Below are 13,267 nucleotides of genomic sequence, written 5' to 3'. Positions count from 1 at the left end.
CAAAAAACCCGCATTTCCAAGAAGTGCGGGTTTTCATTTTATTAGGGAATAACTTCCCTAAAACCTAGCAATTACGCGTTATGACTGCTGCTACGACGACGAGGTGCCGCATTCGGGCCATCTTGGCGTGGAGCGGAATTACCACGGTCACGGTTACCACCACCACGACGTTCACCACCACCACGGCGCTCACCGCCACGGTCATTACGACGACCTGCACCGAAACCACCTTCGCTACCACCTTCACGGCGTGGGCCACCACGACGCTCACCGCCACCGCGGCGTTCGAATGGCTGTGCATCACCGATCAGTTGCATTTGCGTTGGTTTATTCAAAATACGCGCACGGCTTAAGTGAGTTAGCACATCTGTTGGCATACCTTTTGGTAATTCAATTGTCGAGTGAGTTCCGTACAATTTGATATTACCGATATAACGGCTGCTGATATCCGCTTCGTTAGCAATCGCACCAACAATGTGACGAACTTCCACACCATCATCACGACCCACTTCGATACGGTACATTTCCATGTCACCAACATCACGACGCTCACGACGGCCACCACGTTCGCCACGCTCTGCACGGTCAAAACCATTGCCATTGCTATTACGGTCACGACGGTCACCACCACGGCGGTCATCACGGTCATTGAATTCACGACGTGGACGACGCGGTGCATCTGGTGGCAGGATTAGAGCACGTTCACCTTGAGCCATCTTCAATAATGCCGCAGCTAACGTTTCCATATCCACATCTTCTGATGGAGACATTTTCGCTAACAGTGAACGGTATTGGTCTAAATCACTACTTTCTAATTGCTGTTGAATTTTCTCAGCAAATTTCGCCTGACGACGTTGGCTCAGCAGATCAGCATCTGGCAGCTCAACCTCAGGAATAGTCAGCTTCATGGTACGTTCAACGTTACGCAGCAGACGGCGCTCACGGTTCTCAACGAACAGTAATGCACGACCTGCACGACCTGCACGGCCAGTACGACCGATGCGGTGAACGTAAGACTCTGCATCCATTGGGATGTCGTAGTTAACCACTAAGCTAATACGCTCAACGTCCAGACCACGCGCTGCAACGTCAGTCGCGATCAAGATATCCAAACGGCCATCTTTTAAGCGTTCTAAAGTTTGTTCACGCAGTGCTTGGTTCATGTCACCGTTTAGTGCCGCACTGTTGTAGCCATTGCGTTCTAACGCTTCAGCGACTTCTAATGTTGCATTTTTGGTACGCACGAAAATAATCGCTGCGTCAAAGTCTTCTGCTTCTAAGAAACGTACTAACGCTTCATTTTTACGCATGCCGTACACAGTCCAATAGCTTTGAGCAATATCTGGACGAGTTGTAATGCTAGCCTGAATACGAATTTCTTTCGGGTCTTTCATAAAACGACGTGTAATACGACGAATTGGCTCAGGCATTGTTGCAGAGAACAGCGCAGTTTGGTGTTCTGCTGGAATTTGGCTCATGATGTTTTCAACATCTTCAATGAAGCCCATACGCAGCATTTCATCAGCTTCGTCTAAGACTAAGCCTTTTAATTTAGATAAATCTAACGTGCCACGTTTCAGGTGATCAAGCAGACGACCTGGTGTACCCACAACAATTTGTGGCCCTTGGCGCAATGCACGTAATTGCACGTCATAACGTTGACCACCATACAGGGCAACAACGTTCACGCGGTTCATATGTTTAGAGAAATCGCTCATTGCTTCAGCAACTTGTACAGCCAACTCACGAGTTGGTGCAAGCACTAAAATTTGCGGAGCTTTCAAGTCTGGGTCAATGTTTTGCAGTAATGGCAAGCTAAATGCAGCGGTTTTACCACTACCTGTTTGTGCCATACCTAATACATCGTTGCCATCCATTAACAATGGAATACATTGTTGCTGGATTGGAGAGGGTTTTTCGTATCCCAGGTCGTTCAGTGCTGTCAAAATAGATGCTGATAAACCTAACTCAGCAAAAGAAATATCGGTCTCAGTAGTCATGTAAAGGTGCCTCATACATAGTGGCAGCCAGTTTACATAACCATCGGAAAATCATTTCGGTCATTTTCATTTAAAATGTGAACTGGCTCAAATTGTGTTTATTAAACGAACAAATAGGCCTTCACCCCGAGGGATGATGACTTAAAAATTTTTCAATGAAATGTTCGTCAGCTATTGCTGGCCCGATTCTAAAAGGTCGTCTTGTTCTTGGCCTAACAGCGCCAATTCCAACAATGCATAGCGGTGTTCAACAAAGCTGTGAGCGTTGTTAGCTACCGTCAGTTTGAATAACGCAAGTGCGCTATCCTTATCCCCCAGACTTAGGTAATGTTTACCTAAATAGAAGTTAGTTTCACTGAGATGCTCAGCGAGCGAAGTGTTATCCGTAGATGTTTCTTTCAAACGCGCCATCAATGTATTTTCATTGATATTGCCAAGATAGAATTCTACGATATTCCAGCCCCATTGCCCTTTCTCCGCTTGGTTGTAGCGGGCAGCAAGATTATCTTGCGCCATACGCGGGTCTATGTCTTTCTCGACGAGATAAAGCCACAGAGTACGAAAAGGATCATTTGGATCTATCTGATAATACGCCAGCAGATCATCCTGCGCTAGTTTGTACCGTTCACCGTAATATAATGCGATGCCACGATTCATCCGCGCGAAATTGTAAGTTGGATCAAGCTCTAAAACAGAATCAAACGCTTCATAGGCAGCATCATAATTGCCTGCCTGCGTAAAATATATCCCTAAAAAATTAAAAACTTCAGGAATATCAGGACGTATGGCTAACGCAGTCGAAAAATCGTTACGTGCCAGCGCCCTTAAACCGAGACTATCATACAACACACCGCGCTCATATAAAAGCTGTGCGTACTCATCATCGGTTAAAGATCGGCTCGCAAGGATTTGTTCCATACGAGCCAATATCACTTCTTGCTGTAATGAAGGTTGAAGAGGAACGGCAAATACCTCGTTCTTTCGCCAATCTTTGCTACTACATCCAATAATAACAAAAAAGATAAGCGCCAAGAGCACACGCGGGAGCGTGCGATAATCTCTCATCCGAAGACAGATACTGTTCAGCATACTCCGTCCTTACATTACCACGCTTTACAAATTATGGTTTCAGCCAATTGGCCGATAGCACCCTACAATGTAGGGTGCTGTTTTTTAGGTCAGCTTACTCTGCTGAGTCCTGTGGCTGTGCACCTGACTCTTCAGTTGGTGCAACGGCTTCTTTCATGCTCAGGCGAATACGGCCTTGACGGTCGATTTCTAATACCTTAACAGGAACTTCTTGACCCATTTGCAGGTAATCAGTCACTTTCTCTACGCGTTTATCCGCGATTTGAGAAATATGTACCAAACCTTCTTTACCGCCACCGATTGCAACAAATGCACCGAAATCAACGATACGCGTCACTTTACCTGGGTAAATGCGACCGACTTCAACTTCAGCGGTGATGTCTTCAATACGACGAATTGCTTCTTTCGCTTTCAGGCCATCAGTTGCTGCAATCTTCACAGTACCATCATCTTCGATTTCAATCGTTGTGCCAGTTTCTTCCGTTAATGCACGGATCACTGAACCACCTTTACCGATGACATCTTTGATTTTGTCTGCATTAATTTTGATTGTATAAATGCGTGGTGCAAATTCAGAGATTTCTTCACGTGGACCATTAATCGCTTGTTCCATTGTACCAAGAATGTGCAGACGCGCACCTTTTGCTTGGTTCAGAGCAACTTGCATGATTTCACGTGTGATACCTTCGATTTTGATGTCCATTTGCAGTGCACTGATACCTTCACGGCTACCTGCAACTTTAAAGTCCATATCACCTAGGTGGTCTTCGTCACCTAAGATGTCAGACAGAACAACGAAATCGTCACCTTCTTTCACCAGGCCCATTGCAATACCAGCAACAGCGGCTTTGATTGGTACACCTGCATCCATCAGTGCTAATGATGCACCACAAACAGACGCCATTGATGATGAACCATTGGATTCAGTAATTTCAGAAACAACACGGACTGTGTATGGGAAATCAGCGTGATCTGGCATCACCGCTAACACACCACGCTTCGCTAAACGACCATGACCGATTTCACGACGTTTAGGTGAACCTACCATGCCTGTTTCACCAACAGAGTATGGAGGGAAGTTGTAGTGGAACAAGAAGCGATCAGTGTATTCGCCCATTAATTGGTCGATAACTTGCGCATCACGTTCAGTACCCAGAGTTGCCGTTACCAGCGCCTGAGTTTCACCACGCGTAAACAGTGCGGAACCGTGAGTACGTGGTAAAACACCCGTACGAACGTCCAGTGCACGAACCATGTCTTTCTCACGACCATCGATACGCGGCTCACCACGGATAACACGAGTTCGAACAACTTGCTTTTCTAAGTTAGCTAAAATATCTGACACTTCAGATACATCAACGTTTTCGTCTTCCGCAACTAATACTGCAGTGACTTCTTCTTTGATTAAATCAACTTGTGCGTAACGTTCTTGTTTCTCAGTGATACGATAAGCATCACCCATGCGGCTTTCTGCTAATGCAGCCACGCGATCATGCAGGGCTTGGTTAACTGGCTCTGGCTGCCAATCCCATTTCTCTTTGCCCGCTTCTTTAACTAATTCATTGATGTTCTGAATAACAACTTGCTGTTGGTCATGGCCAAATACCACTGCACCTAACATTTGCTCTTCACTTAACAGCTCAGCTTCAGATTCAACCATCAATACTGCGTTGTCAGTACCTGCAACGACTAAATCTAAGCGGCTTTTTTTCAGTTCATCAGCCGTTGGGTTCAGAACATATTGGTCATCGATAAAACCAACACGCGCAGCACCGATTGGGCCATTGAATGGAACACCTGACAGTGCTAATACTGCAGATGCACCGATCATCGCAACGATATCTGGGTTAACTTGTGGATTAACAGACACAACGGTTGCAATAATTTGGATTTCGTTCAAGAAACCTTCTGGAAACAGAGGACGCAGTGGACGGTCAATCAAACGAGCGATTAACGTTTCACCTTCACCAGGACGACCTTCACGGCGGAAGAAACTCCCTGGGATACGGCCGGCAGCGTAAGTACGCTCTTGATAGTTAACCGTTAAAGGGAAGAAATCTTGGCCTTCTTTAACTTTTTTCTGTGCCACGGCAGTCACAAATACTGCGGTGTCATCCATGTTAACCATAACTGCGGCTGATGCTTGACGAGCAATCATGCCTGTTTCAATCGAGACGGTATGTTGACCGTACTGGAATTTACGAACAATAGGATTTAACACAATAATACCCTTTTTGTAAGGCTACCTGAGCATCTCGGGTAGCATTGGCTTATTCTTCCTACAGCCTCGCGACTAATGAGAAGATTGATATTCCAGTCATCAATGTTCTCATTAGCCGCGCGAATCGGATGTAGCGAAGAGGCATACTAAAACAGTTAATTACGACTTATAGCTTAACATTTAAGTTAAGTACAATTCGAGTATTACTTCAACTTTCAAAATAACTTTTAGAAGAAAAGGGGCCATTTGGCCCCTTTCCTCTGAAACTGACAAGATTAACGACGCAGACCCAGACGCTCGATCAGAGCTGTGTAGCGTGCGATATCTTTACCTTTCAAGTAAGCTTGTAAGCGACGACGCTGAGCAACCATACGCAGCAGACCACGACGGCTGTGGTGATCTTTTTTGTGCTCTGCAAAGTGGCTTTGCAGGTGGTTGATTTGTGCAGTCAGCAGAGCGATTTGAACTTCGCTTGAACCAGTGTCATTTTCACCGCGGCCGAACTCAGCAACGATTTTAGCTTTCGCTTCATTACTTAGAGACATAATAAACTCCAAAATGATTAATGTAAGTGATGAGAGCCAATCTCTAATTTAGCATCTCAAGATTAAGCGCCGCTATTCTACGCTGCTTAACGCCGCAAAGCAATAAGAGCCACTATGCGGATTGTTCATTTTCCACGACCAAACGCTTCGGTGCAAGGCGGCCATCTTCGCTGATAAGCGCAATACCAATAAACCGTTGCTCTTCACCACAGGTGACACGAATCATGCAACCAGCTTCAAGGCCTTGAACTGCAGCTCGCACAGGTTGCCCCTGCTTGAAATAAGCCGCTGTTTCCTCTGTAATATTCACCGCGGGAAAATGAACAACTGCGGTATCCATCGGTAGCAATAAGGCATCCAGCAAGGATTCAAATGACCCTTCTTCTGCATCCACTTTCGCTCTCAATGCCGCCAATTGTTCTAATGTCACCATGCGTTCGTAAGGGTAGTTCGCCACTTGTAATCGACGCAAATAAGTGACATGCGCACCACAACCTAACATCTCACCTAAATCATCAATGATAGTGCGAATATACGTGCCTTTCGAACAATGAACTTCAAGTTCTAACTCATTATTTTCTAAACGAATAAACAGTAATTCATAGACGGTAATTGGACGCGCTTCACGTTCGACAGTAATGCCTTTACGTGCATATTCATATAATGGACGACCTTGGTGTTTCAACGCCGAATACATTGAAGGAACTTGCAATGTATCACCACGGAAAAATTCTAAGGCATCATCCAGTTGCTGCTGTGTAAACTCTACGTTACGCTCACTGATAATTTCGCCGTGTGAATCCGACGTGTCAGTACGTTGCCCAAGACGAGCAATCACGCGATAACGCTTATCTGAATCGAGTAAAAATTGGGAAAATTTCGTTGCTTCACCAAGGCAAACAGGCAGCATACCTGTCGCAAGTGGGTCTAGTGCCCCCGTGTGTCCAGCCTTGTTAGCATTAAAAAAGCGCCGCACTTTTTGCAGCGCATCATTTGAAGAAATATCCGTGGGTTTATCCAGCAGCACTACGCCGTCAATATTACGGCCGCTACGACGACGCCCCATTATTTTTCCTCTTTATCACTAACATCCGCACGACGTTTTTCATCATCACGGATCACGTTTGACACTAAATTAGACATCCGCATGCCATCAACAAGGGAGTTGTCATATTCAAACGTTAATTCAGGAATAATACGTAAGCGCATTGCTTTCCCAATTAACGAACGAATAAAACCAGCGGCTTCATTTAATGCTTTAATACCATCTGCCACCATTTCCTCTTCGCTTTTATCATTAGCGATATTGAAGAAAGTGACAAAGACTTTACCGTATGCAAGGTCGCGAGATAATTCGACACCTGAAACGGTCGCCATGCCAATACGTGGGTCTTTAATCTCACGTTGTAAAATGATCGCAATTTCTTTTTGCATCTCTTGCGCAACGCGCTGAGAACGACTGAATTCTTTTGCCATCGTTATGTCTCCTGACAATAAAGGGGGCAATCGCCCCCTTATTAACACTATTTTGTAGTCACGATACTTCGTGGGCTCTCACAAAATTAACCGTCGATAGAACGTTTAACTTCAATGACTTCGAAGACTTCGATCATATCGCCGACGCGGACGTCGTTGTAGTTCTTAACGCCGATACCACATTCCATACCGTTACGAACCTCACTGACATCATCTTTAAAGCGACGCAGAGATTCTAACTCACCTTCGTAGATAACCACGTTATCACGCAGGACACGGATTGGGTTGTTACGTTTAATGGTACCTTCTGTAACCATACAACCAGCAACTGCACCAAACTTCGGTGATTTAAACACATCACGAACTTCTGCAAGTCCAATGATTTGCTGTTTGTATTCAGGCGCCAGCATACCGCTCATCGCTTGTTTGATTTCATCAATCAGACTATAGATGACGGAGTAGTAACGTAAATCAACGCTTTCACTTTCGATGACGCGACGAGCCGATGCATCTGCACGAACGTTAAAGCCAAGGATAATTGCATTAGATGCCGCAGCCAGTGTTGCATCTGTTTCGGTGATACCACCAACGCCAGAACCGATGATTTTCACTTTAACTTCATCTGTTGACAGTTTCATCAGAGAGTCAGTGATCGCTTCACACGTACCTTGAACATCCGTTTTCAGTACGATGTTCAGTTCAGAAACTTTACCATCTTCCATGTTAGCAAACATGTTTTCCAGTTTAGATTTCTGCTGACGTGCTAATTTAACATCACGGAATTTACCTTGACGATACAGAGCAACTTCACGCGCTTTTTTCTCGTCACGAACAACAGTCGCTTCGTCACCAGCAGAAGGAACGCTAGACAGACCTAAAATCTCAACAGGCATTGATGGACCTGCAGATTGAACATCTTTACCGAGTTCGTTGCGCATTGCACGAATACGGCCATATTCAAATCCACAAAGTACGATGTCACCTTTATTCAGAGTCCCTTCTTGAACAAGGATTGTTGCCACTGGGCCACGACCTTTGTCTAAGTATGACTCAACAACCACACCGCTTGCCATGCCTGTATAAACCGCTTTCAGCTCTAAAACTTCTGCTTGCAGTAACAGCGCATCAAGTAAATCGTCAATACCAGTACCCACTTTCGCAGAGACACCGATAAATTGAGTGTCGCCGCCCCACTCTTCAGAAATAACACCGTACTGAGACAGTTCATTTCTTACGCGGTCAATATCAGCTTCTGGCTTATCAATTTTGTTCACAGCAACAACGATCGGCACACCCGCTGCTTTCGCGTGTTGGATAGCTTCGATAGTTTGTGGCATTACGCCATCGTCCGCTGCAACAACCAGAACAACGATATCTGTTGCCTGAGCACCACGAGCACGCATAGATGTAAACGCGGCGTGACCTGGGGTGTCTAGGAAGGTAATCATACCTTTGTCAGTTTGAACGTGGTAAGCACCAATGTGCTGAGTAATACCACCCGCTTCACCTGATGCCACTTTCGTTGAACGAATGTAGTCAAGTAAAGAGGTTTTACCGTGGTCAACGTGACCCATGATGGTCACAACGGGTGCACGTGGTTCTTGTGCCGCAGAGCCAGTGTCACGGTCATTCATTACCGATTCTTCTAACTCGTTCTCACGACGCAGAATAACTTTATGACCCATTTCTTCTGCCACTAATTGTGCAGTTTCTTGGTCAATAACTTGGTTGATGGTTGCCATTGCACCCATCTTCATCATCGTTTTGATGACTTGAGAACCTTTAACCGCCATTTTGTTAGCCAATTCGCCAACAGTGATGGTTTCACCGATAATGACATCGCGGTTTACGGCAGCGGCTGGTTTAGTAAAGCTTTGCTGTAAAGAACTCCCTTTACGCTGTTTACCTTTCGTACGACCAGAACGACCTGCTGCACGCTCTTCTTCGCGATCAGCTTTCTCAGAAAGTTTGTTACCTTTTTTCTGACGAGGTGCTTTCGCTGTACGGTTACGTGAACGACGGCCTTCTTCTTTCTCATCACTTTCATCTTCTGCGGCACGAGCGTGCGTAGAGGTGGTTGTGTGATAATCACTGTCTTCTTCAGTTTTCGTTTCAGCCGTCCATTTTTCGCCGTTTTCTTCAGCCATTTTACGAGCTTCTTCAGCAACGCGGCGCGCTTCTGCTTCAACTTTACGCTGAGTTTCTTCTTCCGCTTTGCGTTTTAATTCCGCAGCTTCGGCTTCACGGCGTTGTTTGTCGGCATTGCTTTCTGGCGCTTTGCCTGCTTTTTGTTGATTTTCGCTTGGTTTCACTTTTTCTCTTTCCGCTACTTCGCGCGTCGCTTTATCTGCTGCTTCACGTTTTGCTTTCTCTTGGGCGTCACGTTTTGCCAATTCATCCGCTTCGCGTTTTGCAGTCTCTTCTGCTAAACGTTTAGCTTGTGCTTCACGTTGTGCCAGTTCTTCAGCTTCGCGCTGTGCCTGCTCTTCCGCTTCACGCTGCGCCTGTTCTTCCGCTTTAGCTTCTTCAGCATCACGGTTCACATAAGTGCGTTTTTTGCGGACTTCAACATTTACCGATTTGCTTTTGCCACCGGTGACGGGGACGCTCAGCGTACTACGAGTTTTACGCTGTAGTGTCAATTTGCTTGGCTGACCCGCTGCTCCGCCTTGTTCACGGTTTAAGTGGTTCAGTAAAGCTTCTTTTTCAGACTGACTAACAGAGTCATTCTCACTTTTTGTGATCCCTGCTTCAGCAAATTGCTGTACCAGGCGATCAGCAGTAGTTTGAATTTCCGTTGCCAATGATTTTACAGTTTCTGTCATGCCGTTCCTTCCTGCTACAGTGTTTACGCATCGTTACCGAACCAGCAAATATTACGTGCGGCCATAATGAGCGTACCTGCTTTCTCATTATCCAGACCTTCAATATCAATCAGGTCGTCGATGCCCTGCTCAGCAAGATCTTCCAGTGTACAGATACCACGAGTTGCCAAATTATAGGCCAGAGTACGATCCATACCTTCAAGATTCAACAATTCTTCTGCTGGCTGATTATCACCAAGACTCTCTTTTTGAGCCAATTCAATGGTGGTGAGGGCCGCTTTCGCTCTTTCACGTAGAACTTCAACGGTATCTTCATCAAGACCGTCAATTTCCAGAAGTTCATTAATAGGCACGTAAGCCAGTTCTTCTAACGTCGAGAAGCCTTCTTCAACAAGTGCAGTGGCGAACTCTTCATCAATATCAAGATGCTTGGTGAATGTGTCAATAGAAGCGTGTGCTTCTGCCTGATGTTTTGCTTGCAGCTCTTCTGCGGTCATGACGTTGAGTTCCCATTTGTCATCACCACGGTGTTTCTTCAGTAACTGAGCCGCTAAACGCACGTTTTGTCCGTTACGTCCAATTGCTTGGGCTAAGTTGCTGCTTTCTACGGCAACATCCATCGTACATTTGTCTTCATCGACTACGATAGATGCAACATCAGCCGGAGCCATTGCATTAATAACGAATTGAGCTGGGTTATCATCCCATAACACAATATCAATTCTCTCGCCGCCTAATTCACTTGAAACGGCTTGAACTCGCGCACCACGCATACCAACACAAGCACCCACTGGGTCAATACGCTTATCGTTGGTTTTTACTGCGATTTTGGCACGAGAACCTGGATCACGCGCGGCAGCTTTAATTTCAATAATTTCTTCGCCAATTTCTGGCACTTCAATACGGAATAATTCAACCAGCATTTCAGGGCGAGAACGCGTAACGAAAAGTTGTGCGCCACGAGCTTCAGGACGTACATCATACAGGACTCCGCGGATGCGGTCACCTGGACGGAAGTTTTCACGTGGCAACATATCTTCACGCAAAATAACCGCTTCAGCATTGTTACCTAAGTCTAATGTGATGTTTTCACGGTTAACTTTCTTCACTTGAGCGGTGATGATTTCACCTTGATGCTCACGGAATTGGTCAACAACCATCGCACGTTCTGCTTCACGTACTTTCTGTACGATAACTTGTTTTGCTGTTTGCGTCGTAATACGGTCGAACACAACAGATTCAATTTGATCTTCAACATAACCGCCTAATTGCAGTTCTGGATCTTCAAATTGTGCTGCCTCTAACGTGATTTCACGCGTTGGCATTGTCACTTCATCAACAATTAACCAACGACGGAAAGTGTCGAAATCACCTGATTTACGGTCAATTTCAACACGGACATCGATTTCTTGCTCGTATTTCTTTTTGGTCGCCGTCGCTAATGCAGTTTCCAGAGCCTCGAAGATTTTTTCACGAGGGAGGGATTTTTCGTTAGAAACCGCTTCTACAACAGCCAGAATTTCTTTATTCATCCTAGTTGCCTCATTGAACTTTATTAAAAGTGGGGTACCAAGTTAGCTTTCTGGATGTTGCCGAGGGCGAACACCTCATCCTTACCATCTACAGTAACCGTAATCATTTCACCGTCTACGGATTTGATAATACCTTGCCATCTACGGCGGTTCTGCATCGCTATACGTAAAGCCAGAGCAACCTCTTCACCGATAAAACGCTCATAGTGAGCAACGGTGAATAATGGGCGTTCAAGCCCTGGTGACGATATTTCCAGGTTATAAATCACGGAAATTGGGTCTTCGACGTCCAATACCGCACTCACCTGATGGCTGACATCAGCACAATCATCAACAGTGATGCCTTCTTCACTATCGATGAAGACACGCAGTGTCGATGTGCGACCACGGACAAACTCTAAGCCAACAAATTCAAAGCCTAGTGCCTCCACCGGTGCTGAAATCATCTCTGTTAATTTCTGTTCTAATGTGGACAAGCCCACCCCCAGACATAAAAAAAGGGCATATAGCCCAGTTAATTCGATTGTCAAATAACAAAAAACCCCGAAATTCGGGGCTTTTGTAACTGGACCCTGTAGTGCACGGGTTCACCATGTTCTTATTATACCTTTAAAGTCTAGAGAAATCGATGAGAAATTTGAGCGCTAGGTTTGATAATAAACCTTATTACTGCATGATGACTACATCGGATAACTGTTATTGACTATGATACTAACAAGGTATGTTAAATAAGAAATGGTTGCGGGAGCTGGATTTGAACCAACGACCTTCGGGTTATGAGCCCGACGAGCTACCAAGCTGCTCCATCCCGCGTTCGAAAACGTGACATATTCTACACAGATAACCTGTAAATCACAAGCTATCTAAAATAATGGTGCCGAGGACGGGACTTGAACCCGTACGCCCGTTTTGTAGGCACTACCACCTCAAGGTAGCGTGTATACCAATTTCACCACCTCGGCACTGAGGCGAGGTTACCAATGGGACATCAATAACCTCAAATTTTTAACTTCTTACTCATTTCTGAGTTTACTGCTTAATGATGGCATAATTGCCTTCATTCGGAATCTTTAACACTTAACGAGGAATGTCGCTCGTTGGTGTAGCTGGTGCTGCCGGAACGTCTGTTGGTTGCTCGACTTTTGTAGGTTCACTAATGTTTTCCCACTTACTACCACTACCAGTTCCATACTTATTCGCAGTCATGTTGCCAAGTATTAAACTGACGATGAAAAACACAGCAGCCAAGATTCCAGTCATACGGGTCATGAAGTTACCTGAACCCGATGAACCAAACAGTGTTGCAGAAGCGCCCGCACCGAATGATGCACCCATGTCAGCACCTTTACCTTGCTGTAACATAATCAGACTAATCAGGCTGATAGCTGCTATCAAGAGGATAATTAAAAGAGCTACGTACATTTGAGTTACCTATTCAGTTGCGGTGCATAGCCTTTGCTATGACCTCTATTACTGCACACCTACTCATTCACTGCGATAAAGGAAAGCCCTTACAGGATTGAGCAGGTGCGAATACTAACCAAAGCTGAGCCGACAAGCAAGTCTATTTTGAGCTCAT

At 45.4% G+C, this 13,267-nt stretch carries 10 protein-coding genes and 2 tRNA genes; all 12 read right to left on the bottom strand.

All coding sequences use genetic code 11. The features are described from left to right. Positions 1-71: 71 nt before the first annotated feature. Positions 72-2,000 carry a DEAD/DEAH family ATP-dependent RNA helicase gene (locus AABS66_RS06125; protein ID WP_206083237.1) on the bottom strand — a complete coding sequence of 643 codons (1,929 nt, stop codon included), beginning with the start codon at positions 1,998-2,000 and terminating at the stop codon, positions 72-74. 171 nt (positions 2,001-2,171) lie between these two features. Continuing rightward, positions 2,172-3,065: a lipoprotein NlpI gene (nlpI, locus tag AABS66_RS06120; protein ID WP_430224747.1), complete on the bottom strand. Its 894-nt coding sequence runs from the start codon at positions 3,063-3,065 to the stop codon at positions 2,172-2,174. Between the two features lie 118 nt (positions 3,066-3,183). Next, on the bottom strand, positions 3,184-5,310 hold the full coding sequence (pnp, locus tag AABS66_RS06115; RefSeq protein WP_206083235.1) for a polyribonucleotide nucleotidyltransferase: 2,127 nt from the start codon (positions 5,308-5,310) through the stop codon (positions 3,184-3,186). 275 nt (positions 5,311-5,585) lie between these two features. Beyond that, positions 5,586-5,855 carry a 30S ribosomal protein S15 gene (rpsO, locus tag AABS66_RS06110; RefSeq protein WP_004905890.1) on the bottom strand — a complete coding sequence of 90 codons (270 nt, stop codon included), beginning with the start codon at positions 5,853-5,855 and terminating at the stop codon, positions 5,586-5,588. Positions 5,856-5,967: 112 nt separating this feature from the next. Continuing rightward, positions 5,968-6,921: a tRNA pseudouridine(55) synthase TruB gene (gene truB, locus AABS66_RS06105; RefSeq protein ID WP_206083233.1), complete on the bottom strand. Its 954-nt coding sequence runs from the start codon at positions 6,919-6,921 to the stop codon at positions 5,968-5,970. Next, a complete protein-coding gene (gene rbfA, locus AABS66_RS06100; protein WP_047755882.1) occupies positions 6,921-7,331 on the bottom strand; it encodes a 30S ribosome-binding factor RbfA in 411 nt (136 codons plus the stop codon). Before rbfA ends, truB begins: the two co-directional genes overlap by 1 nt. 86 nt (positions 7,332-7,417) lie before the next feature. After that, a complete protein-coding gene (gene infB, locus AABS66_RS06095; RefSeq protein WP_206083231.1) occupies positions 7,418-10,156 on the bottom strand; it encodes a translation initiation factor IF-2 in 2,739 nt (912 codons plus the stop codon). A 23-nt stretch (positions 10,157-10,179) separates the two neighbouring features. Continuing rightward, positions 10,180-11,688 (bottom strand): transcription termination factor NusA, encoded by a 1,509-nt coding sequence (nusA, locus tag AABS66_RS06090; protein ID WP_206083229.1) that lies wholly within the window; start codon positions 11,686-11,688, stop codon positions 10,180-10,182. A gap of 23 nt (positions 11,689-11,711) precedes the next feature. Then, positions 11,712-12,164, bottom strand: a complete 453-nt coding sequence (gene rimP / locus AABS66_RS06085) for a ribosome maturation factor RimP (protein WP_206083228.1) — start codon at positions 12,162-12,164, stop codon at positions 11,712-11,714. Between the two features lie 260 nt (positions 12,165-12,424). After that, positions 12,425-12,501 (bottom strand) — tRNA-Met (locus tag AABS66_RS06080). Positions 12,502-12,560: 59 nt separating this feature from the next. Next, positions 12,561-12,650 (bottom strand) — tRNA-Leu (locus AABS66_RS06075). Between the two features lie 115 nt (positions 12,651-12,765). Then, positions 12,766-13,110 (bottom strand): preprotein translocase subunit SecG, encoded by a 345-nt coding sequence (secG, locus tag AABS66_RS06070; protein ID WP_206083227.1) that lies wholly within the window; start codon positions 13,108-13,110, stop codon positions 12,766-12,768. Positions 13,111-13,267: the final 157 nt, after the last annotated feature.

Source organism: Providencia sp. SP181 (assembly GCF_050446505.1).
Lineage (GTDB): Bacteria > Pseudomonadota > Gammaproteobacteria > Enterobacterales > Enterobacteriaceae > Providencia > Providencia vermicola.
Note: the sequence above shows the minus strand (reverse complement) of the source record. Positions and strands in the feature narration are given on the sequence as shown.

Bases quoted from the DNA above. Each gene is read 5' to 3' on its own strand.
- infB (WP_206083231.1), bottom strand. From the start codon at position 10,156: ATGACAGAAACTGTAAAATCATTGGCAACGGAAATTCAAACTACTGCT.
- rpsO (WP_004905890.1), bottom strand. From the start codon at position 5,855: ATGTCTCTAAGTAATGAAGCGAAAGCTAAAATCGTTGCTGAGTTCGGC.
- AABS66_RS06125 (WP_206083237.1), bottom strand. From the start codon at position 2,000: ATGACTACTGAGACCGATATTTCTTTTGCTGAGTTAGGTTTATCAGCA.
- nusA (WP_206083229.1), bottom strand. From the start codon at position 11,688: ATGAATAAAGAAATTCTGGCTGTTGTAGAAGCGGTTTCTAACGAAAAA.
- truB (WP_206083233.1), bottom strand. From the start codon at position 6,921: ATGGGGCGTCGTCGTAGCGGCCGTAATATTGACGGCGTAGTGCTGCTG.
- secG (WP_206083227.1), bottom strand. From the start codon at position 13,110: ATGTACGTAGCTCTTTTAATTATCCTCTTGATAGCAGCTATCAGCCTG.
- nlpI (WP_430224747.1), bottom strand. From the start codon at position 3,065: ATGAGAGATTATCGCACGCTCCCGCGTGTGCTCTTGGCGCTTATCTTT.
- rbfA (WP_047755882.1), bottom strand. From the start codon at position 7,331: ATGGCAAAAGAATTCAGTCGTTCTCAGCGCGTTGCGCAAGAGATGCAA.